The organism is Lysobacter avium (assembly GCF_015209745.1).
GTDB lineage: Bacteria > Pseudomonadota > Gammaproteobacteria > Xanthomonadales > Xanthomonadaceae > Novilysobacter > Novilysobacter avium.
In genome coordinates this window covers 418,655-439,849 of record NZ_CP063657.1, presented here as the reverse complement: position 1 = coordinate 439,849, position 21,195 = coordinate 418,655, and the positions used below count along the sequence as shown (strand labels likewise).

At 66.0% G+C, this 21,195-nt stretch carries 17 protein-coding genes and 1 pseudogene; 10 read left to right on the top strand and 8 right to left on the bottom strand.

Translation table 11 applies throughout. The features are described 5' to 3' along the window. Positions 1 to 67 precede the first annotated feature (67 nt). The 4 genes from groL to INQ42_RS01945 all read right to left on the bottom strand — a co-directional run bounded on the left by groL (position 68) and on the right by INQ42_RS01945 (position 4,015). The gene (gene groL, locus INQ42_RS01960; RefSeq protein ID WP_043959235.1) at positions 68 to 1,717 is read right to left on the bottom strand and encodes a chaperonin GroEL; all 1,650 of its coding nucleotides are present in this window, start codon (positions 1,715 to 1,717) and stop codon (positions 68 to 70) included. 67 nt (positions 1,718 to 1,784) lie between these two features. Further along, positions 1,785 to 2,072 carry a co-chaperone GroES gene (gene groES / locus INQ42_RS01955; protein ID WP_043959236.1) on the bottom strand — a complete coding sequence of 96 codons (288 nt, stop codon included), beginning with the start codon at positions 2,070 to 2,072 and terminating at the stop codon, positions 1,785 to 1,787. Between the two features lie 411 nt (positions 2,073 to 2,483). Then, positions 2,484 to 3,011, bottom strand: a complete 528-nt coding sequence (locus INQ42_RS01950) for a hypothetical protein (protein ID WP_194034925.1) — start codon at positions 3,009 to 3,011, stop codon at positions 2,484 to 2,486. A 62-nt stretch (positions 3,012 to 3,073) separates the two neighbouring features. Then, positions 3,074 to 4,015, bottom strand: a complete 942-nt coding sequence (locus INQ42_RS01945; RefSeq protein ID WP_194034924.1) for a hypothetical protein — start codon at positions 4,013 to 4,015, stop codon at positions 3,074 to 3,076. Between the two features lie 214 nt (positions 4,016 to 4,229). Here INQ42_RS01945 and cutA point away from each other — a divergent pair, with 214 nt between their 5' ends. The 10 genes and pseudogenes from cutA (at position 4,230) to purH (ending at position 14,056) form a co-directional block, all read left to right on the top strand. Beyond that, on the top strand, positions 4,230 to 4,553 hold the full coding sequence (gene cutA, locus INQ42_RS01940) for a divalent-cation tolerance protein CutA (RefSeq protein ID WP_194034923.1): 324 nt from the start codon (positions 4,230 to 4,232) through the stop codon (positions 4,551 to 4,553). A 69-nt stretch (positions 4,554 to 4,622) separates the two neighbouring features. Beyond that, positions 4,623 to 7,044, top strand: a pseudogene (locus INQ42_RS01935) (protein-disulfide reductase DsbD family protein); the annotation flags it as partial. Then, the gene (locus tag INQ42_RS01930) at positions 7,045 to 7,641 is read left to right on the top strand and encodes a TlpA family protein disulfide reductase (RefSeq protein WP_228062591.1); all 597 of its coding nucleotides are present in this window, start codon (positions 7,045 to 7,047) and stop codon (positions 7,639 to 7,641) included. Positions 7,642 to 7,782: 141 nt separating this feature from the next. Next, positions 7,783 to 8,232: a type II 3-dehydroquinate dehydratase gene (aroQ, locus tag INQ42_RS01925; RefSeq protein ID WP_194034921.1), complete on the top strand. Its 450-nt coding sequence runs from the start codon at positions 7,783 to 7,785 to the stop codon at positions 8,230 to 8,232. A 53-nt stretch (positions 8,233 to 8,285) separates the two neighbouring features. Then, positions 8,286 to 8,753 (top strand): acetyl-CoA carboxylase biotin carboxyl carrier protein, encoded by a 468-nt coding sequence (gene accB / locus INQ42_RS01920; RefSeq protein ID WP_194034920.1) that lies wholly within the window; start codon positions 8,286 to 8,288, stop codon positions 8,751 to 8,753. Between the two features lie 10 nt (positions 8,754 to 8,763). Further along, the gene (gene accC, locus INQ42_RS01915) at positions 8,764 to 10,131 is read left to right on the top strand and encodes an acetyl-CoA carboxylase biotin carboxylase subunit (RefSeq protein ID WP_194034919.1); all 1,368 of its coding nucleotides are present in this window, start codon (positions 8,764 to 8,766) and stop codon (positions 10,129 to 10,131) included. A 7-nt stretch (positions 10,132 to 10,138) separates the two neighbouring features. Then, positions 10,139 to 11,062, top strand: a complete 924-nt coding sequence (gene prmA / locus INQ42_RS01910; protein ID WP_194034918.1) for a 50S ribosomal protein L11 methyltransferase — start codon at positions 10,139 to 10,141, stop codon at positions 11,060 to 11,062. 411 nt (positions 11,063 to 11,473) lie between these two features. Then, positions 11,474 to 12,043: a DUF3426 domain-containing protein gene (locus INQ42_RS01905; RefSeq protein WP_194034917.1), complete on the top strand. Its 570-nt coding sequence runs from the start codon at positions 11,474 to 11,476 to the stop codon at positions 12,041 to 12,043. Positions 12,044 to 12,161: 118 nt separating this feature from the next. Beyond that, on the top strand, positions 12,162 to 12,434 hold the full coding sequence (gene fis / locus INQ42_RS01900) for a DNA-binding transcriptional regulator Fis (protein WP_193985732.1): 273 nt from the start codon (positions 12,162 to 12,164) through the stop codon (positions 12,432 to 12,434). A 53-nt stretch (positions 12,435 to 12,487) separates the two neighbouring features. Next, positions 12,488 to 14,056, top strand: a complete 1,569-nt coding sequence (purH, locus tag INQ42_RS01895) for a bifunctional phosphoribosylaminoimidazolecarboxamide formyltransferase/IMP cyclohydrolase (RefSeq protein WP_194034916.1) — start codon at positions 12,488 to 12,490, stop codon at positions 14,054 to 14,056. On the opposite strand, the gene INQ42_RS01890 is transcribed toward purH, so the two are convergent. From INQ42_RS01890 to INQ42_RS01875, 4 genes are all read right to left on the bottom strand, one after another. After that, positions 14,028 to 15,398 carry an MATE family efflux transporter gene (locus INQ42_RS01890; protein ID WP_194034915.1) on the bottom strand — a complete coding sequence of 457 codons (1,371 nt, stop codon included), beginning with the start codon at positions 15,396 to 15,398 and terminating at the stop codon, positions 14,028 to 14,030. The two genes, purH and INQ42_RS01890, sit on opposite strands and share 29 nt — an antisense overlap. Positions 15,399 to 15,456: 58 nt before the next feature. Next, complete coding sequence (locus INQ42_RS01885) at positions 15,457 to 16,404, bottom strand: T6SS immunity protein Tli4 family protein (RefSeq protein ID WP_194034914.1); 948 nt, start codon at positions 16,402 to 16,404, stop codon at positions 15,457 to 15,459. Between the two features lie 86 nt (positions 16,405 to 16,490). After that, a complete protein-coding gene (locus INQ42_RS01880) occupies positions 16,491 to 18,119 on the bottom strand; it encodes an esterase/lipase family protein (RefSeq protein WP_194034913.1) in 1,629 nt (542 codons plus the stop codon). Positions 18,120 to 18,126: 7 nt separating this feature from the next. Next, a complete protein-coding gene (locus INQ42_RS01875) occupies positions 18,127 to 21,174 on the bottom strand; it encodes a type VI secretion system Vgr family protein (RefSeq protein ID WP_194034912.1) in 3,048 nt (1,015 codons plus the stop codon). Positions 21,175 to 21,195 lie beyond the last annotated feature (21 nt).

The following is a 21,195-nucleotide window of genomic DNA, read 5'->3' as shown; positions in this document are numbered from 1 at the left end:
GGACAAAAAAGAACCCCGCCTCGCGGCGGGGTTCTTTTTTGCAACGAATGAAACGTAGGTGCCGGCTTTAGAAGCCCATGCCGCCCATGCCACCCATGCCGCCCATGTCGCCGCCGCCCTGCATGGCAGGCTCGTCCTTCTTCGGCAGCTCGCCCACCATCGCTTCGGTGGTGATCATCAGGCCGGCGATGGACGCCGCGTTCTGCAGCGCAGTGCGGGTCACCTTGGTCGGGTCCAGGATGCCGAACTCGAGCATGTCGCCGTACTGGCCGTTGGCCGCGTTGTAACCGTAGCTGCCGGTGCCTTCGCGAACCTTGTTCAGGATCACCGAGGCTTCTTCACCGGCGTTGATCACGATCTCGCGCAGCGGGGCTTCCATGGCGCGCAGGGCGATGGTGATGCCGTGGTTCTGGTCTTCGTTGTCGCCCTTCAGGTCGACAATGGCGGCCAGCGCACGGATCAGGGCAACACCGCCGCCCGGGACCACGCCTTCTTCCACTGCCGCGCGGGTCGCGTGCAGGGCGTCTTCAACGCGGGCCTTCTTTTCCTTCATCTCGATCTCGGTCGAGGCACCGACCTTGATCACCGCAACGCCGCCGGCCAGCTTGGCCACGCGCTCCTGCAGCTTCTCGCGGTCGTAGTCCGAAGAGGTCTCTTCGATCTGCGCCTTGATCTGCTTGATGCGGCCTTCGATGCCACCGGTCTCGCCGGCGCCGTCGATGACGGTGGTGTTTTCCTTGGAGACCTGGACCTTCTTGGCCCGGCCGAGGTCTTCGATGGTCGCCTTGTCCAGCGCCAGGCCGACTTCCTCGGAGATCACGGTGCCACCGGTCAGCACGGCCATGTCTTCCAGCATCGCCTTGCGACGGTCGCCGAAGCCCGGGGCCTTGACGGCGCAGACCTTGACGATGCCGCGAATGGTGTTGACCACCAGGGTCGCCAGCGCCTCGCCCTCGACGTCTTCGGCGACGATCAGCAGCGGCTTGCCGGCCTTGGCCACGCCTTCCAGGATCGGCAGCAGGTCGCGGACGTTGGAGATCTTCTTGTCGTACAGCAGAATGAACGGGTCATCCAGCTCGGCCTGCATCGACTGCTGGTTGTTGATGAAGTACGGGGAGAGGTAGCCGCGGTCGAACTGCATGCCCTCGACCACGTCCAGCTCGTTGTCCAGGCCCGAACCGTCTTCCACGGTGATCACGCCTTCCTTGCCGACCTTGTCCATCGCCTTGGCGATGAGGTCACCGATGTTGGCATCGGAGTTGGCCGAGATCGTACCGACCTGGGCGATTTCCTTGCTGCTGGACGACGGCTTGGAGATGTTCTTCAGCTCGGCGACAGCGCCGGTGACGGCCTTGTCGATGCCGCGCTTCAGGTCCATCGGGTTCATGCCGGCGGCAACGGCCTTCATGCCCTCGCGGATGAACGCCTGGGCCAGCACGGTCGCGGTGGTGGTGCCGTCGCCGGCGTCATCGGAAGTGCGCGAGGCGACTTCCTTGACCATCTGCGCGCCCATGTTCTCGAACTTGTCGGCCAGCTCGATCTCCTTGGCGACGGACACGCCGTCCTTGGTGATCGTGGGGGCGCCGTAGCTCTTGTCGAGCACAACGTTGCGACCCTTCGGGCCGAGAGTCGCCTTGACAGCATTGGCGAGCGTGTTGACACCGCGCAGCATCTTGGAGCGCGCGTCTTCGCCGAAACGAATTTCCTTGGCAGCCATGATCTAGAACCTCAAAACAGGAATTGTGGGAAAAAGGGTGTGGCCGGTGTGGCCGAAGACGTCTGGATCAGCCCAGGATCGCGAAGATGTCGTCTTCCTTCACCACCAGCAGGTCGGTGCCATCCAGCTTGACCTCGGTGCCGCTGTACTTGCCGAACAGCACCTTGTCGCCCACCTTGACCTGCGGCGCGCGCACGCTGCCGTTGTCCAGTGCCTTGCCGGCGCCGACGGCGACGACTTCGCCCTTGATCGGCTTTTCAGCGGCCGAATCAGGGATGACGATGCCGCCCGCGGACATCTTCTCTTCTTCCATGCGTTTGATGACCACGCGGTCGAACAGCGGCTTGATATTCATTTGCAGCAACCTCGTAGATGGTTGAAAAATCCGGAATACAGTGATTTGGAATGCCTGCGCAGGCGCTCGACCGATGCAGACATGCCCGGCGCACCGGGACTGCGACTGAAGATGGGGCGCGCGGGCGGGCTTTCAAGGGCCGCGGCAAAGATTTTTCGGCGCCGCGCCGTGGCTGCTGCGTATGGTGCAAAAAAAGAAGGAGCGCGTCCTGACGGAACACGCCCCTTCTGGTTCGGGATTGGCATCCAGCGCGGCACGTCCTGTGCCCCTCCCCCCACACCTGACCCCTTGTCGATGGCCAACTCCTGTCAGCCCGGGGCCATTATTGCCCATTCACGTCACGTTATCCATAGGCTCACGTTATGGTCGAGCAAAGAACGGTAATGGGACGCGATGAGGTTACGGCTCTGATCAGCGGCTGCAATCGATGCGGACGGGACCTTCGACATCCAGGCGGCTGTCCCCGTCGGCACTGAAAACCACGCCGCTCAGCACCACCACATCGCCTTCGACGCTGGCCACGGAGGCGGGAACGTCGAAGCCGTGCGACACGGCACTGTTGGATATCCAAGCCGGATCGCCGTGCTTGAATTGCGCGTCGACGCCGACGTGGATCCGCATGTCCGTGTCGCCCATCGGCCCCTGGTCCGCGCCATCAATATCGACGTAGACCGGCTTGCCGTCGGGTCCCTTGCCCGGGCCGTGAATGGTGAAGACCTGCGCGCCGTCCTCCTCGCCCACCGAGCACGCGGCCGGCTGGAATGAAAATTCTCCCGCGTCGGTGTGGATCACCACCCGCGGGAAGGTGACCGCCGCGGCCTGGCGCCTCGCCTCGGCGGTTGCCTTCGCGGGTACCGCGCTGCCGGTGTCCGCCGCGCAGCCACCGCCGATCACGATCAATACGGCGACGATGGCCGACCCAATGGTTGAAACCGTCATCCTTGACGCTCCTCCGGGTGCGGCCGGCGTTCGGTGGGGGCCGGAAATAATGGGCATGTCCATCAGCGCTGCCGCGCCACTTGCAACTCGCTGATCTCGCCCGGCGTGTCGCCCTGTTGCCACGAGCGCACCCATACGGTGCCGATCGCGTCGTCATACACGACCGAGTTGCGCCCCAGTCCGGTGGTCATGACGTCCTGGCCGCCGGCGTTGACCGAAACCACCATGGTGATCCGGGGCTCGCGTCCGGGAACCGCCGGACCCGTAGGCTGCGCCCCATCCTCGCCCAGCATCACGGCCAGCATCTGGTCGACGACATAGCCCGGATCCGGGCCTTCGGCGGTGACGGCGCGATAGTCGACGCTGGGTGCCGGCGGCGCCTGCTCCACCCAGTTGCCGGCAGGGCCTTCGGCGGATTCGAGTTGTGCGCATGGCATGCCCAGGCAATCCAGTCCGGCGACGTCGGCATCGGACAGCTCCTTCCGGCCCGCCTCGACGACGTGCGCGGTCATACCCTGGATCGGCGCCATCTGGAAGCGCCAGCTGACGTGCGGCCCCACTCCGAACGCCTCCGGGGGCGCGTGATTCTCGACAGGCACTCCCTCCAGCGCCTGCTCGCGGAATGCCGGGCCCAGGTTGATGCGGGTGATTTCGATCTCACTGGTACCGTCGTTCTGGACCTCGGCATCGCTGTGCATGTCATAGGTCACCCGGTAACGCGCATGCGGCAGGGTCCCTTCGTGGTTTTCCATCAACAGCACGGCGCGCACCGGCGCGATGAGGTCGGCGTCGGGCATGAACACCGAGTCGCCCTGGCTGGGGAAGCGCTCGGCGGTGTAGTAGTCGTCCCACTGCAGGTTGTCGAAGTCGACCTCGACGTAGCCCGGCGCGCTCGCAAAGCCAGCGCCCGCGTCAGCGGCGCACGCGGGAAGCGTCATCATCGCCAGTGCGGCGCCGAGGATGGCGAGGGTGAGTCGGTTCTTGTGCGGCATCGGTGTGTCCATCGTGCAGGTCTCCTTGAAGTGCTTCCAGGTAGATCGTTTGCTCGGCCGGCGGCCTTGGCACGGCGGCTGATTCCATCCCCAGAGACGACGCCAGGCGCGCGATCCGGACACCGCAGACGCGATGGCGACCCGAGTCGTGTCGCGCCACCAGGCGCTGCAACATCATGGATCAGGGCGCGAACGCCGCCCCGCTGGCCTCGGTACAATCAGCACCATGTCTGTCCTGATCGCGTATTGCACCTGTCCCGATGCAGCCAGCGCCGACGTCATGGCCCGCGCACTGGTGGCCGAACGCCTGGCTGCGTGCGTGAGCGAGATGCCCGGCGTGCGCTCCACCTACCGTTGGGAGGGCCGGGTCGAGCATGGCAACGAAGTCCTGCTGATGATCAAAACGACCAGGGAGCAGCTGGACGCGCTGACCGCCCGGGTCCGCGCCTTGCACCCCTATGAACTCCCCGAGCTGATCGCGGTCGAAGCCGTTGGCGGACTCGCCCCCTACCTGGATTGGGTCGTGGAACAGACCCGAGATGATGACTGAACCCCGCACGCGCCTGTCCCTGCACGCCTTCCTGCCCTCTGTCCCCAGCGACCCGCCACGCACCCGCCTTGGGCGTCGCGTTGCTGCGAGCCTGGGCGGACTGGCGTTGCTCGCCGGGCTGGCACTACCGGCGCTGGCGGCGGTCAATGCCGATGACCTGTTGCCGGTTGACGAGGCCTTCGCCGTGGATGCCCGCGCCAGCGACCAGGGCGCGGTCGCCATCCACTGGAAGATCGCCGACGGGTATTACCTGTATCGCCACCGCACCTCGGTGACCAGCGATGCCGGATTTGCGGCCGGTGAGCTGCAGCTGCCGCCCGGCGAGCCGCACGAGGACGAGTTCTTCGGCAAGGTGGAGACCTACCGCAAGCGCCTGACGGCGCAGCTGCCGGGCGAGGCGCGCGGTGCCAGCACCACCCTGACGGTCAAATACCAGGGCTGCGCCGACGCCGGCATCTGTTACCCGCCACAGACACGCAAGCTGACCGTGGCGCTGCCTTCGGTCCCGCCGGCCCGCGCACCCGCCGCCAGCAAGGGCACCAACCTTCTCGGCAAGCCACTGGCCAGCAGCGGTCTGGGCGGCAACGCGCTGTTTCCGGGTGCTGCGGGCGGCGCCGACGCGATGCCCTTGCCCGCCGAGCAGGCGTTCGGCTTCGAGGCGATCGCCGGTGATGGCGACACCTTGCTGCTGCGCTTCAGCCCCGCATCGGGCTACTACCTGTATCGCGACAACACCCGCCTGACCCTGGAATCGGCCGACGGCGGCATCGCCCTGGGCAAGCCGCGCTGGCCCACCGGTCGCCAGCATCGCGACGAGCATTTCGGCGATGTGGTGGTGTATTTCGACCAGATCGACGTCCCGGTGCCGCTGCTGCGCGAACGTGCCGACGCCGCGACCGTCAAGCTGACCGCCACCTTCCAGGGCTGCCAGAACGACGGCATCTGCTACCCGCCGATGACCCGCAAGGTCGAGATCGACCTGCCGAAGGGGACGGTAACGGCGACGACAAAGCCCGCTGCCGACGCCGCCGGGACGACTTCCCCTGTGGCGGCGGCGGCCGGCGACGCGACTGGCACGCAAACGGACGGTGCCGCGGGGCAACTGCCGGGCGCCGGGGAAATCGATGCCACGGTCGTGGCCAGCGGCGCTGCTTTGGGCACTGACGAATCACTCGGCGCGATCGACGCCGGCGCCGCTGCCTCGTCCCCATCTCCCGCATCGTCCCAGACCAGCGCTGGCACACCGGACTCCGCGCCGGGCCTGATGCTGATCCTCCTGTTCGCCCTCATCGGCGGGCTGATCCTCAACCTCATGCCGTGCGTGCTGCCGGTGCTGTCACTGAAGGTGCTGTCGCTGGCCGGCAACGGCCACACGCCCGGTGCGGCGCGCAGGCAGGCGCTCTGGTACACCGCCGGGGTGATGGTCAGCTTCGCGGCACTGGGTGCTCTTGCCCTGGGTCTGCGACAGGCGGGACTGGCACTGGGCTGGGGCTTCCAGCTGCAGCAACCAATAGTAGTGGCGCTGCTCGCGTTGCTGATGCTTGCGCTCGGCCTGAGCCTGTCCGGTGTCTGGCAACTGGCCGGCCGCTGGACCGGGGCAGGCCACGTCCTGACCACGCGCTCGGGCCCGGCGGGAGACTTCTTTACCGGGGTACTGGCAGTCGTGGTCGCCACGCCGTGCACCGCGCCGTTCATGGGCGCCGCGCTGGCCTGGGCATTCACTGCGCCGGCCGCGATCGCGCCGGCCGTGTTCCTCGCCCTCGGACTCGGCCTGGCGTTGCCCTTCCTGCTGATCGGCTTCGTGCCGGCCCTCGCCCGCGCACTGCCGCGCCCCGGCGCGTGGATGGAAACCTTCAAGCAGATCATGGCCTTCCCGCTCTATCTGACTGCGGTGTGGCTGGCCTGGGTACTGGCCAAGCAATTGGGCGCGGACGCCGTCGGCCTGTGGATGGTCGCAGCGGTCCTGGTGGCGCTGGGCGCCTGGGCCTGGAACCACTCGCGGACGCATGCCCGTGGATGGGCGACCTCACTGGCGGTGATCGCGCTGCTGGGCGCGGGCTGGACACTGTGGCTTATCCATACACACCCTCTCCCGGAAAAGGTGCTGGAGCACACCGCAGTCGGCGAAGATCAACTTGTGAAGGTACCTTTCAGCGAGCAGCGCCTGGCCGATCTGCGCGCCGCGAACCGGGTAGTGTTCGTGAACATGACCGCCGACTGGTGCGTCACCTGCAAGGCCAACGAGAAGACCGTGCTGGGTCGCGAGGGATTCAAGCGCGCGCTCGACGATGCCGACGCCGCGTACCTGGTCGGCGACTGGACCAACGTCGATCCGGTGCTCACCGCGTTCCTGCAACGCCACAATGCGGTCGGCGTGCCGCTCTACGTGGTGTTCCCGCGCGGCGGCGGCGAGGGACAGATCCTGCCCACCGTGTTGACGCCCGACATCGTCCGCCAGGCTCTGGCCGATGCCGCCGTGGAAGCGTTCTGAATGGGCCAGAACGGCAAAATCGTGATCGCCGCAGTGCTCGCTGCCCTGGCAGGCGTCGGCCTGAGCCTATGGCTGAACCCGCCTGCACCGTTGATGCGGACCGAGATCGGCCAGCGTGCGCTCCAGGACGTGCTCGCCGCCACGGCGCCGACCCCGCCCGACGGTCTGGCGATCGCGCGTCGGGGCGAAGCGATCCCGACGTTTGAGCTACCTGCACTGGATGGCGCGCTGATGCAATTGCCGCAGGCCCACGCGGGGCGCCCGCAACTGATCAACCTGTGGGCCAGCTGGTGCGGGCCGTGCATCGAGGAAATGCCCGAGCTGGACCGATTCGCCAACCAGCAGGGCGGTGAAGGAACCCAGGTGGTCGGCATTGCGCTGGACGACGCCGACGCGGTGCGCGCCTTCCTTGAACGCGTGCCGGTGCGCTACCCGATCCTGATCGACGCGGCCGGACCGGCCGATGCTGGCGTGCAACTGGGCAACGTCAAGGGCGTCCTGCCCTACACCGTTCTGCTCGACGCACAGGGCCGCCTGCTCAAACAGAAGATCGGCCCATTTCGCGATGGTGAAATCGATTCGTGGGCCGATCACTGAGGCGGGGTTCCAGCAGGCCGCAACCGCTCCGAAATTCAAACAGTCGCTTAAATCAACGTAACTTCGGCGATTTACCCCGCATTTTCTGGACACTGGCGTGTCACTCCGCCACACTTCCGTGCTTTGCACTGCGGCTGCCCCATGGCAAAACTGCTGGTCCTGCACGGCCCAAACCTGAACCTGCTCGGTGAACGCGAGCCGGAGATCTATGGCCGAACCACGCTCGCAGAGATCGACGCGGAGCTGCGGGGCATCGCGGACACCGCAGGCCATGAACTGGACAGCCTGCAGTCCAACGCCGAGCACGTGCTGGTCGACCGCATCCAGGCGGCGCGCAGCGATGGCACCGCGGTGATCCTGATCAACCCTGCGGCGTTCACCCACACCAGCGTTGCCCTTCGCGACGCGCTGGCGGCGGTGGAGATACCGTTCTACGAGATCCACCTGTCCAATCCGCATGCCCGCGAGCCGTTCCGCCACGCGAGCTACTTCAGCGACCTGGCCGTCGGCGTGATCGCCGGGTTGGGCCCCGCCGGCTATCGCTGCGCACTGGATGCGGCGCTGCGCCGACTGGCCGCGACGCGGGCCTGAAACCCCTTCGGCCGCCCAATGCGGCCCATCGACACAACTACCGAGGACCTCCCATGGACCTGCGCAAAATCAAGAAACTCATCGACCTGTTGGAAGAGTCCAACCTGGCCGAGATCGAGATCAAGGAGGGCGAGGAGTCCGTCCGCCTGGCACGGTCACCACGCGGCACCGTCATGGCCGCGCCCGCGCCCCAACAGCCCGTTGCAGCGCCAGTGCCGATGCCCATGGCCTCACCGGTCGAGGCCGCCACCGGCGGCAGCGTACCAACCGGGAATGAGCTGCCCGACGGCCACGTGGTGCGCGCGCCCATGGTTGGCACTTTCTATGCATCGCCGTCGCCGGACAAGCCTGCCTTCGTGACGGTCGGCCAGACGGTCACCGCCGGCGAGACCATCGGCATCATCGAGGCGATGAAGATGTTCAACCCGATCGAGGCCGATGCGTCCGGCACCATCGTCAAGGTGGTGGCCGAGAACGGTCAGCCGGTCGAGTTCGACCAGCCCCTGTTCGTGATTGGCTGAGGCCGCGGCGATGCTGGACAAAGTCGTCATCGCCAACCGCGGCGAAATCGCGCTGCGCATCCTGCGTGCCTGCCACGCCCTGGGTATCCATACCGTCGCGGTGCATTCGACGGTGGATCGCAACCTCAAGCACGTCGCCATGGCCGACGAGTCGGTCTGCATCGGCCCGGCGCCCTCGCCCGAGAGTTACCTCAACATGGCCTCGCTGATCTCCGCGGCCGAGGTCACCGACGCGCAGGCGATCCACCCCGGCTACGGTTTCCTGGCCGAAAACGCCGACTTCGCCGAGCGCGTCGAGGAGTCGGGCTTCATCTTCATCGGCCCCAAGGCCGAGACGATCCGCCTGATGGGCGACAAGGTCGCGGCGATCCGGGCAATGAAGGAAGCTGGCGTGCCCTGCGTTCCCGGCAGCGATGGCCCGCTGGGCGATGACCCGCAGACCAACATCAAGATCGCCCGCGAGATCGGCTATCCGGTGATCGTCAAGGCCTCCGGCGGTGGCGGCGGCCGCGGCATGCGCGTGGTCCACACCGAGGCCGCGCTGGTCACCGCGATCCAGACCACCAAGGCCGAGGCAAAGGCCACGTTCGGCAACGACATGGTCTACATGGAGAAGTTCCTGGAGAACCCGCGCCACGTGGAGATCCAGGTCCTCGCCGACGGCCAGGGCAACGCGATCCATCTGGGCGAGCGCGACTGTTCGATGCAGCGCCGCCACCAGAAGGTGGTCGAGGAAGCACCGGCGCCGGGCATCACCGACGAGCAGCGCGCCGAAATCGGCAAGGTCTGCGTGGACGCCTGCATCCGGATCGACTACCGCGGCGCGGGCACGTTCGAATTCCTGTATGAGAACGGCCGCTTCTATTTCATCGAGATGAACACCCGCATCCAGGTCGAGCACCCGGTGACCGAAATGGTCACCGGCATCGACCTGATCCGCGAACAGCTGATGATCGCCAGCGGCCAGAAGCTGCGTCTGAAGCAGGAAGACATCGTCATCAGCGGCCACGCCATCGAGTGCCGGATCAACGCCGAGGACCCGGAGAACTTCATGCCCAGCCCGGGCCTGGTTACCGACTTCCACGTACCCGGCGGTCCCGGCGTGCGCGTCGACAGCCATCTGTATGCCGGCTATCGCGTCCCGCCTAATTACGACTCCATGATTGCCAAGCTGATCGTGCACGGCCCCGACCGCGAGACCGCGATCGCGCGCATGCGCGTGGCCCTCAGCGAGATGGTGATTGACGGCATCAAGACCAATATCCCCTTGCAGCAGCGCATCCTGGCTGACGTCGGCTTCCAGCAGGGCGGCCAGAACATCCACTACCTGGAGCGGCGCCTGAAGGAACAGAAGGACAAGTCGCTGGCGATCAGCTGAGCCGACCATGCCATTCCTGGAACTCACCCTGCCGTGCACCGAAGTCGAGCAGCCCCGCTACGAGCGGGCGCTGGAGAATGTCGGCGCGCTGGCGGTCACCCTCAGCGACGCCCATGCCGACGCGCCCGACGAGCAGGCGATCTTCGAGCCCGGCGTCGGCGCGATGCCCTTGTGGGCCGAACTGTCGCTGACCGCGCTGTTTCCCGGCACCACGCCGCGCGAGTTGTTGCTGCACGCGCTGGAGGCGGCCGACGACGGGATCGACTGGTCGCATGTCGAATTCCGCGAGGTCGCCGACCAGGACTGGGAACGGGCCTGGATGGACCAGTACGAGCCGCTGAAATTCGGCGAGCGCACCTGGATCGTGCCGTGGAACCATGCGCTGCCCGAAGGCGCCGACCGCGACGGCAGTGCCGTGGTGCGGCTGGATCCCGGGCTCGCATTCGGCTCCGGCACGCACCAGACCACCGCCCTGTGCCTGCAATGGCTGGACGGGCTGGCGGGTCGCGGCGAGCTGGACGATGCCACCGTGCTGGATTTCGGTTGCGGCTCGGGCATCCTCGCGCTGGCGGCGCTGAAGCTCGGCGCGGCCGGCGCGGTCGGTGTCGACAACGATCCCCAGGCGCTGATCGCGACTGCCGACAACGCCGAGCGCAACAACGTGCGCGACCGCCTGGCCGTCTACCTGCCGGATGACGAGCCGGCCGCGATGCGCTATCCAGTCGTGGTCGCCAACATCCTGGCCTCCGCGCTGATTTCGCTGGCCGACGAGCTGGCCGCCCGCGTCGCTCCCGGCGGCCGGATCGCACTGTCGGGCATCCTCGCCGGCCAGGAAGACGAGGTGATCGCGCGATTCGAGAGGGCCTTCGAGCAGCTGCAGCTCGCGCGGCTGGACGACTGGATCCGCATCGACGGCGTTCGTCGGCGCTGACGCGCGCGCCTTCCCGTGATTGATTGCGCAAGCCTTGCAGGCAGTCATCTGCCCGCGCGCCTCGGCTAAACTGCGGCGATGTTCGTACCCTGCCCCCACTGCGGATTCCTGGTTGCGCTCATCGTCGGTCGCGGCGACACAACGCAGTCGTGCCCGCGCTGCGGAAAAGCACTCGACACCCCGGTTGTGGCTGCCGACGCCATGGATCCGGCAAAGGCAGACGTCGGTGACACGCAGGAGACGACGCCGGTCCGCACGGCTGCGAGCCCCCAGGCCGGTCCCGCGAGCGATGCACCGCCCCCGTCGCCGTCATCGGCACATCCGACCGGTCAAGGCGCGGGGCCGGATCGTGGTGCGACGAAACCAGGTGCGCATATCCAGTCCGCGGTCGGCGGCGAGGCGAGCACCGAGTTGTCGCCCCCTGCGGGACGGAGCACCGCGAAGGTCAGCCATCCGCGCGCCGGCCACCGGCGCCCGACGTTTGCGCGCACCGTCGGCACGCCTGCCCGCCTCCACGGACCGCGTTGGCCATGGGTCGTGTCCTTCGGCCTGCTTGCGGCGCTCCTGATACTGCAACTGCTGTTGCTGCAGCGGGCGGAACTGGCGGCCAGTGCGCGCTGGCGCCCCGTTATCGCCAGCGTATGCGCGGCGCTGGGTTGCGAGGTCCCGCTGTGGCACGAGCCGGCCGCATACACGATGCTCGCGCGCGATGTCCGCCCGGCTTCCGACGAGTCCGGCGTGCTTGAGGTCAGCGCCAGCTTCCGCAACGACGCTCCCCTGCCGCAGGCCTGGCCCGTCCTCTACCTGCAACTGACCGACGTCAATGGCCAGGCCGTGGCCGCGCGGATGCTGCAGCCGACCGACTACCATTCCGACACCGCGCACGAGGCCGCACTCGCCTCCGGCCAGAGCGCCAGCGTGTCGTTCCGGATCGCGGAACCGGCGACCCCGATCGTCGCCTTCAACTTCGATTTCCGATGAAAACCACTGCCGCGGGTTTTGTCGAGCGGCCGCGCAGGCTAGACTCATCGACTGTCGTCGCCCCGCACAACGCGGCGCATCGTACGCGACAGGCGGTCACTGTCTGGGGGGACACGACTTGAATGCTGCAGCCACTCGCACCGACACCATCCGTTCCGGCAATCGGGTGCCCCTGCGCGATCACGTCGCAACGTCGATCCGGCGTTACCTGCGCGACCTCGACGGCAGCGCGAACGCGGACCTCTACGAGATCGCCCTGCGCGAGCTGGAAATCCCCCTGTTCGCCGAAGTCCTGACGCACTGCGATGGCAACCAGAGCCGCGCCGCCGCGATGCTGGGCATCCACCGCGCTACCCTGCGCAAGAAGCTGCGCGAGTACGGTCTGGTATAGCCCGCGGCCGGCGCCCTTACAATACCTGCCCCACCGCAGCCCCCGTGCCCGCAATGACCGACCTTGTTCCCGTTCGCCGTGCCCTGCTTTCCGTATCCGACAAGACCGGGCTGATCGACCTTGCCAGCGCGTTGACCGCCCACGGCGTGCAGCTGCTCTCCACCGGCGGCACCGCGAAGGCGATCCGCGAGGCGGGTCTGGCGGTGACCGACGTGTCCGAGGCCACCGCCTTCCCGGAGATGATGGACGGACGGGTCAAGACCCTGCACCCGATAATCCATGGCGGCCTGCTGGGGCGCGCGGGCATCGATGACGCTGTGATGGCCGAGCACGGCATCGATGCGATCGACCTTCTGGTGCTGAACCTGTATCCGTTCGAGCAGGTCTCGGCCGATCCCGACAGCTCGATGGAGGAGATCATCGAGAACATCGACATCGGCGGGCCGGCGATGCTGCGCTCGGCGGCGAAGAACCATGCCCGCGTCGCGGTGGCGACCGATCCGGCCCAGTACGCCGCCCTGCTCGGCGAGCTGGCGGACAACAACGGAGCGCTGTCGGCAAAAACCCGTTTCTCGTTGTCAGTGGCGGCATTCAACCGCGTCGCCGCCTACGACGCGTGCATCAGCAACTATCTGTCGTCGGTCAGCGAAGATGGCACTCGCTCCGTGTTCCCGGCGCAGGAGAACAGCCATTTCATCAAGGTGATGGACCTGCGCTATGGCGAGAACCCGCATCAGCAAGGCGCCTTCTACCGCGACGCGCACCCGCTGCCGGGCACGATGGCCACCTTTACCCAGCTGCAGGGCAAGGAGCTGAGCTACAACAACCTGGCCGATGCGGATGCCGCCTGGGAATGCGTGCGCCAGTTCGACGCGCGGGCCTGCGTCATCGTCAAGCACGCCAATCCGTGCGGGGTCGCGGTCGCGGCCAGCAACGCCGAGGCCTATGAGGCGGCGTTTGGCACCGACCCGACGTCGGCATTCGGCGGCATCCTGGCGTTCAACCACACCCTGGACGAAGCCACGGCCAAGGCGATCCTCGACCGCCAGTTCGTGGAGGTGCTCATCGCACCGGATTACGAACAGGGCGCACTGGATTACTGCACCAAAAAGGCCAACGTGCGCGTGCTGAAGATCCCCCACGGCGACGGGCGGAACCGGTTCGACCTCAAGCGCATCGGTTCGGGCCTGCTGATGCAGTCGGCCGACAACCGCCAGGTGGGCCGCAACGAGCTCACCGTCGTCTCGACCCTGGCGCCCACCGCGGCGCAGCTGGACGACCTGATGTTCGCCTGGCAGATCGCCAAGTACGTCAAATCCAACGCGATCGTCTACGCCCGCGACCTGCGCAGCATCGGCATCGGCGCCGGCCAGATGAGCCGCGTGGTATCGGCAAAGATCGCCGGACTGAAGGCCGAGGAAGCGGGCCTGTCGGTCCCGGGCTCGGCGATGGCGAGCGATGCATTCTTCCCCTTCCGCGATGGCATCGATGCTGCGGCCGCGGCCGGCATCAAGGCGGTCATCCAGCCCGGCGGCTCGATGCGCGACAAGGAAGTGATCGCGGCTGCGGATGAGCACGGCATCGCGATGGTGTTCACCGGAGTGCGCCACTTCCGCCATTGAGTGCGGGGCTGGTGCCCAATTTTCGGTAGTACGGCACCAGCGCCAGCGCCCGGGCGACGACGAACACCACAAACGCGGCCCAGAGCCCGTGATTGCCCCAAAAGGCCGTCATGGGCCACGCGGCGAGCAGGTAGACGCCGAGGGACAGCAGGCTGGCGTTGCGCATTTCACGCGTTCGCGTGGCACCGATGAACACGCCATCGAGCTGGAACGCCGCGACCGACAACACGACGTACAGCGCCGTCCACGGCAGATGCGCGATGGCCACCTCGCGCACCGCCGGCAGGTTGGTCAGGCCCGCCACCGCGGTTCCGCCGAACAGCAGGATCAGCGCGGCCAGGGCCAGCGCGGTAACCGCGGCCAGCTCGCTGCTCAGGCGCACGACGCGGGAAAACCCGGCCCGGTCGCGCGCGCCCCAGGCCGCGCCCACCAGTGCTTCGGCCACAAAGGCAAAGCCGTCCAGGAAGAACGCGCTGAACGACACCAGCTGCAAGAGGATGTGGTTGGCAGCAAGAACCACATTGCCGAAGCGGGCTCCGGCATTGGCGAACCAGCCAAAGCCGAACAACAGGCACAAGGTCCGCACCATGATGTCGCCGTTGGCGGCCATGGCCTGACGCAGCCGAGCCAGGTTGCGGATCCGCACCCATGGCAGGAATGGTTCCTTGTCGTGATGCCGCTCCCGCAGCAGACGCACCACCACCAACACCGCCACGCCGCAGGTAAGCCACTCCGCGATGGCCGTTCCAAGCCCGATGCCGCGGGCGCCCATCCCCAGTGCACCCGCGAGCCAGATGTCGAGCGCGGCGTTCAGTCCGTTCAGCAGCAACTGCACACCCAGCAATGTCCGGCTGCGCCCGAGCCCAATCAACAAGCCACTGCACACGAACAGGGCCAGAGCTGCCGGCGCGCCCCAGATGCGCGCACGGTAATAGGCTTCGGATATCGATTCCACCTCGTCGCTGCCATCCATCAGCCCGAAGTACAGCCAGGTTGTCGGACCCTGCAGCGCCATCAACGCAATGCCCAGGCCGACCGCCAGCAAAATCGCGCGCCCGACCGTCGCACGCACCTCCGCCTCGTCGCCCGCCCCCGCCGCCTGCGCGGTGAAGCCGGTAGTTCCCATGCGCAGGAACCCGAAGCTCCAATAGACGAAGTTGAACAGCAACGCGCCCAACGCCAACGCACCCAATTCCGCGGCGCTGCCGTAATGCCCGATCACAGCGGTGTCGATCAGTCCCAGCGTCGGAACCGCCGCGTTGGCAAGAATGATCGGCCACGCCTGCCGCGCAATCGCGCGGCGCGTGATGATAGACGCGTTCAGGGGTGTGGCTGCGGGCATGACGGGCATGATGCCCGCTCAAGCCGGCCGCGGCTTAGCACGACATCCAGACGGGGGCCTAGCGAAGGTCAGCGCCACCGGGGTTGATTGCGCCGGGGCGCAGTTGAAGTGTGCTCAGGATCGAGTCCCACAAGGCCAGCGCCTCGGCGTCTTCCTGGAACGGTGCATCCATGATCTCGCCATTCTCGTCCGTGTCGTCTGTCGTTGACATGCGCAGTGAAAGGAACGGGTGCTCGATTGATGCTTTCTCACCCTGGCTTTCCCACAGGAACTCGTAGCTGCGCTTGCCGCCTGCGTCTCCCCTGACGAGCAGTTCCTGCCCCTTGATCGGACCTATATTGCGGTCTCCGCGACGGAGACGCTTCATCCCGGCAGCGGTGCCTTCGTAGCCGGGCGGGATCCGTGAGTTGCGGCGCAGCAGCGGCTTGTCGGGTGCGCCGGTGACGTACGACATAAAGTGGAGTGTCAGCCCTGGCCGCTCCTTGATTCGGACACTCGCAGTGACCTCCTCCTTGTTGAGCTTGCTCATAGTAATCAGGCCTTGATCGATGCAGAATCCAGGAGCCTCCGGAGTTTCACCCGTCGCCCGATGACTCAGGTTTCTCGAAACGCGCAGCATGTATTCCTTGGCCCTTGCCGGGTTGCTGCCACTTCCCTCAACGGAAAACACGTGCATGACCGAAGCGTCGGCCATACGGGTATAAAGCATGTCCTTGTTCGTGGCCGTACTGTTGGGGCTGAACCACGAGGAGAGCAAAATACGATCAGGCTGAAAGTCGACGCGATCGCGAAACATGGATCCTTCAGTTTTGTGGGGTGCTGTTCGCAGTCTCTTCTCGTTTGCCTCCACCAGCGCGGCAAACTCGTGCGCATCTATCCCACGGCGCACTTCAACAGATGCTCCGCCAACGACGAAGCTCGACTTGACAGTGCTGCTGGAGGGAAGATCGAGCAAATGGCGACCGAAGCAATGTGTGGCCGTTTGTCCATGGTCGTAAGTTGTCATTTTTGATCCTTGCCCGGCAGCTACAGGTATTGTTATTGCAATAAGTATGGCGACAGCGAAAGCGATTATTGGAACCTTGCAAATACTCATGCCCAGTCTGCCTCTCGCGAAATCCTCGTCACACTGAAAAGCGTCGCCCACTGGCTCCGCGAGTCGTTGTAACTATCCTGATGGTCGTAACCCTTATCCTTCCCTTTTCCGTTAGTTACGACGCGCGCGCCTGCCCCTTGACTACCCTGCCTGAAGCTTGCGCATACTCCTGCCCTGCTGGGAGCCTCGCCGGAAACTGTCGGAACGGTGCCATCGCCGGGTTGATCCGCCTCCCCGAAATTGAGTTGGACGACTTGGCCACCGTTTTTGATGCTAATCTTCCCGTTGCCGTTATCCTTACTGCCCCTCGTTCCTTCCAGCGAAGGCAGATGGGCCCCTTGCCAATGGACGTCAGTCCACCCATGCATTCTTTCGTCAGCGCCATAGTGCACAAATGCGGGCTCGGGATATTTGCCGGAAACTGACTCATGGAAGCGCTGGGTGTCACTCAATAGGCGGGTGAAGCGTTCATACCCGACCGCTTCAGCCCCTTCGAATTCAGGCTCTGAATGCAGCCCCGCTGGATCGAGCATCTCCATGCTTTCCTCCGGAACGAGTCCGTACCATTCCCTGCTGTGGTAAATCTCGGTGTATGGGTCGGATACCGGGAGTGCATGAGATGGATTATCTTCAGGTCCGCCTATCTTCAGCCATGCGCGCCCATCGCCGTAGTCGGCGCTGGGAAGCAACTCCAGTGCGCCTGGCGAGTTGCCCACGATTGCAGTGACCTCCTTTGCGTTTCGTCCCAGGATGATCTGGGAGACGCCGTCATAACCGCATCGACAATGGTGATATGTGGCAGGCGCGCCGGTGGCCGGCATTACGCCGTGGACGACCCCGAGCAGCTTGCCGTACTCGTGGACCCTGGCAATCGCTCGACCGACAATCCCACCCATCGAGTGGGTCACCAGGATCACCTTCTTCACGTCTTGCCCTTTGGCGCGGTGATGGGCGAGCACGACGTTATCAATGTAATCGATCAAGTCCTGTCCAGAATCTTCGTTGGACTGCAGCCAGTTATAGCCGCCGCCCCAGACTTCATATCGATAGCCGGCAGCGTGCTTGAAATCATCAACACTAAGCGCTGTACTCGCCTTTTCGTCGCCGTAGTCGGCCGGGCTGTGCTGCCCCTCTTCACTCCACCAGTCCAGCAATCCGCCCGCTTCCATGATGTTGTTGAGGCGTTTCTGCATCAGCGCCATCACGGGGTGGTAGGAAGAGCGCATCACCGCGCCCCAGCCGCGGTCCTTTGCGACGGCCTTTTCAAGCGCGCCACCGGTATCGATGGACCCTCGGTCATCCACCTCCACTTTGGTTGGATCCAGCATCCGTTGCCGGGTCGCGGGCCCACGGAACACATAGGCGAACATCTGCCCCATCGCACCAAGGATCGGGAATACGCCGTCGGTGTTGGGCGGCCGCCAGACTTTGGAGCCTGTATTGGATTTGAGGTTGGTACCCATGATCCCCGGTAAGAAAATGATCGGGATCACGGCGGTGGGCTGGGCAAGGATGGCCCGCTGGCGGATGTCGCTGGTCGGGCTCAGCGTTGTGTGGGTTACCGGACTCCCCTTCCCGTCGGTTTCATGGGAGCCAATCCTGATTTCGTCTTCCTTCCGTGGCATGCCTGCTTCATTCCTTTCCGAGGATCTTGATTACAACCTTCTCCGGGCCCAGACCCTTCTGTATCGGTAGCTTGCCCTCAGCGTCGGTGACCAGCGACATGCGCGCACCATCGGCACGGGTCAGTTCCACCCGGGTGTCGGCCATGGGCTCGTCGGTCGCGCGATGGCGTACCACGTAGCTCTGGTCGAATTTCGTCTCCGGCCAGCTGTTCATCTCCCGACTCAGCTGTGCCGGCCCCACAAACGACTTCTTCGCCGCATGCACGGTAATGTTGCCGGGGCATTCGATAACGATGTTGCCGCCTTCTATGGTGATGCTTGCCCCGCCGCTGGTCGCCAGGTGCACCGTCTTGCCGGCCGCAAGATCGACCTCGGCGTTGGCGCTGACCACTTTGAGCCGGTCGCGTGACTGCAGCTTGATCGCGTCTTTCTGCGCCTGGATGTCCAGCTCGCCTTCGGCGGTCACCAGTGCCAGGGCGTGCTCGCTGGTGACATTGCCCTCGACTGCGCCGGCCAGCCAACCGATCGCCTGGCCGGCGTGGATGCGCAGGTCGCCGGCGACGGCCAGGTTGCTGACCTCGCCGCTGGCCACCGTCAGGGTTTCGCCGACGATCCAGTGGAGGCTCTGTCCCGCCACGATTCCGATGCCGGCTGGGGCCGTCAGCCCAATGATGGCGTCGCCGCTGTGGGGAACGCGGCCGTCACCACCGGCCGGGTTGCGTTCGGGGGCCTCGTCAGTGCCTTCTCCGAACGCGGCACCGGTCACCACGGTTCCCGCGCTTGCCAGCAGTGCCTCCAACGGGGCCTGATTCTCTATCAGTCGCGAGCTGTTTGCGGCTGTCGCGCCCTGATGCGCGGCCAGACGGACGGTCTGGTGGGTGGTGGCCATCTCGTTGAACGAACCGGCCAGTTGGCTGGCCTGCCTCAATAGAGCCAATGCGGCGACGTGTTCGCCCGCCGGAGCCTCGGCATCGTTGGCAGTGGCGCTGATCCACAGGCCGCGCTCGCTCCGAACGGCGCCCCACTGGTCGGTACGCAGCTCGAAGCCCTCGCCACGGAAGCTGCCGCGGTAGTTGTCGGACTGGTGGATCAGGTGGCCCAGGTTGAGCTGGGTGGCGGCGTGGGTGGTCGCCAGTTGCAGGCGCAGCTGGCCGTCGCTGTCGTCAAAGACCAACAGGTTATGGCCATCGCCACCGAACTCCCGGGATTTGAACCCGCTCATCGCGGCGGCGTTGCGGTGGCCGTCGGCGTCCGAGCTCATGCCGTGCCAAGCCGGCGCGTTGCCGCCGGCGCGGTTGGCCTGGGCGCCGGGCCGATGGTCGCCGGCCTGAGCAAACAGGTCGTTGGCTTCGCTTGACGCCGCCTCGCCACCCGGGGTCGGGGCGATGCCGCCTTCGCCCTGGCCGTTGTACAGCGCACCGACGACCATCGGGCGGTCGATGTCGCCGTCCAGGAAGCCCACCAGCACTTCCTGGCCGATGCGAGGCAGGAACTGGCTGCCCACGCCGGGGCCGGCATAGCGTTGGGCGACGCGCAGCCAGCAGCTGTCGGCGGCAGTCGAAGTGCCTTGGTCGGTCTGGAAGTGGAACCTCACCCGCACCCGACCCAGTGCATCGGAGTGCAACTCCTTCACTCCCGACGCGTGCGGGGAGCCACCATCGCCGACGACGATGGCGCTCTGGTAACCAGGCGCTGTAGGGCGCGGGTTGATGCGCAGGCCGGTGTCATCAGCCAGCACCGGTCGCCACGGCAGCTCGCGCGGGACGGCAATGAAACTGTTCGCATAGCCGATGGCTTCGGCGCGGGCCCAGATTGCCTGCCAGTTCTTTGCGTCCGATCCGTTCCCATCTGCAGCGGACGCGATCAAGGCGCCAGTGCCGGCCGAAAGTGACGCCGCGCGAGCCCCGCCCGCTCCAAAGGCATCCGGTTCCGCGATCGGCGGCGCGGCGCCCAAATGCTCCGAAGCACGCTCGCGCACGGCGTCGGGCAGGTTGTTGATGCCGGCCTGTTGTACGTCCACCAGAAGCAGCTCCGGCGGCGCATCGCCGTTGACCGGCGCCTGGGTAAGCGCGAACCACTGGCCTGCGCGAAAGCTGCGCACCGTCGAGCGGCCCAGCCAGCGCGCCCCTTGAGCTCGTGCCGCATCTGCCAGCAACCCGGCGTAGCGCGCGGCCTCGGCCTGACTGGCAAAGCTGTAGGCACCGGTGGGGTCATACGACTCCAGCCGCAGGTCGGTCGCACTCTCATCCAACGGAACGCTGGCCCCCAGCGACATGCTCTTGTAGTCGTGGCTGAGCAGGGTGATGTCGGTGGCGGCAATCGAATGCTGCGCGCCGAGGGACTGCACGGTATCGCTGGACTCGGTCGCGTCGCTGCGGTGGAAGCGGATGCCACCACCGCCTGCAGCGGTCTCATCCTGCGGGCAATTGCCGCTGCGCGCGAAGAGTACCAACTCGTGACCAGCCTCGCCCGTCTCCTGCAGCCGCCAACCCAGGCCCTCTTCCGCGAGCAGGCGACTGACGAAGTCGAAATCCGTTTCCCGGTATTGCACGCAATAGCTGCGCGGGCGCACCTCCGCCAGGAACGGGCCGACCTCGTCGCCGACCTGCCAGCTTGCCAGCGGCGCATAGTCATCGAACACCGCCTCGACGATCTCCAGCACCGTGCGGTCCTGGAATACGCGGCTGTGGCGGCCTTGGGTAAGCAGCCAGGTCCACGGCACCAGGCACAGGCGGTACCTGGCCAAGCCGCCGTCGCTGCCGACGCACTCGGCCTGGCGGATCAGTCCCGACCGCGGGATGCGTCCGCCGTCCGCGGCGCGGGTCGAGAAGGTGGCCGATTGGCCGAGCAGCGCGTCCAGGTCCAGGCCGGCGTCGGTGGAGAGCGCGTCAATCCACCACTCGAAGCCCTGCGAGAGGCTCTCGCGGCCCTGCCAGCGCTCCACGATCAGATCGGACGACGCGCCGCCCACCGCCAGTGCGTACAGGCGGTCGGCGTCGCGATACCGGGACAATGCGGCCAGCACGGCCTGGGGAACAGATACTCCGCTGCTCATGTGCCTCTCCATGGACAGCTC

What these genes read in the sequence shown, in the direction of transcription:
- groL (WP_043959235.1), bottom strand. Translation starts at nt 1,717, where the DNA reads ATGGCTGCCAAGGAAATTCGTTTCGGCGAAGACGCGCGCTCCAAGATG.
- groES (WP_043959236.1), bottom strand. Translation starts at nt 2,072, where the DNA reads ATGAATATCAAGCCGCTGTTCGACCGCGTGGTCATCAAACGCATGGAA.
- INQ42_RS01950 (WP_194034925.1), bottom strand. Translation starts at nt 3,011, where the DNA reads ATGACGGTTTCAACCATTGGGTCGGCCATCGTCGCCGTATTGATCGTG.
- INQ42_RS01945 (WP_194034924.1), bottom strand. Translation starts at nt 4,015, where the DNA reads ATGGACACACCGATGCCGCACAAGAACCGACTCACCCTCGCCATCCTC.
- cutA (WP_194034923.1), top strand. Translation starts at nt 4,230, where the DNA reads ATGTCTGTCCTGATCGCGTATTGCACCTGTCCCGATGCAGCCAGCGCC.
- INQ42_RS01930 (WP_228062591.1), top strand. Translation starts at nt 7,045, where the DNA reads ATGGGCCAGAACGGCAAAATCGTGATCGCCGCAGTGCTCGCTGCCCTG.
- aroQ (WP_194034921.1), top strand. Translation starts at nt 7,783, where the DNA reads ATGGCAAAACTGCTGGTCCTGCACGGCCCAAACCTGAACCTGCTCGGT.
- accB (WP_194034920.1), top strand. Translation starts at nt 8,286, where the DNA reads ATGGACCTGCGCAAAATCAAGAAACTCATCGACCTGTTGGAAGAGTCC.
- accC (WP_194034919.1), top strand. Translation starts at nt 8,764, where the DNA reads ATGCTGGACAAAGTCGTCATCGCCAACCGCGGCGAAATCGCGCTGCGC.
- prmA (WP_194034918.1), top strand. Translation starts at nt 10,139, where the DNA reads ATGCCATTCCTGGAACTCACCCTGCCGTGCACCGAAGTCGAGCAGCCC.
- purH (WP_194034916.1), top strand. Translation starts at nt 12,488, where the DNA reads ATGACCGACCTTGTTCCCGTTCGCCGTGCCCTGCTTTCCGTATCCGAC.
- INQ42_RS01890 (WP_194034915.1), bottom strand. Translation starts at nt 15,398, where the DNA reads ATGCCCGCAGCCACACCCCTGAACGCGTCTATCATCACGCGCCGCGCG.
- INQ42_RS01885 (WP_194034914.1), bottom strand. Translation starts at nt 16,404, where the DNA reads ATGACAACTTACGACCATGGACAAACGGCCACACATTGCTTCGGTCGC.
- INQ42_RS01880 (WP_194034913.1), bottom strand. Translation starts at nt 18,119, where the DNA reads ATGCCACGGAAGGAAGACGAAATCAGGATTGGCTCCCATGAAACCGAC.
- INQ42_RS01875 (WP_194034912.1), bottom strand. Translation starts at nt 21,174, where the DNA reads ATGAGCAGCGGAGTATCTGTTCCCCAGGCCGTGCTGGCCGCATTGTCC.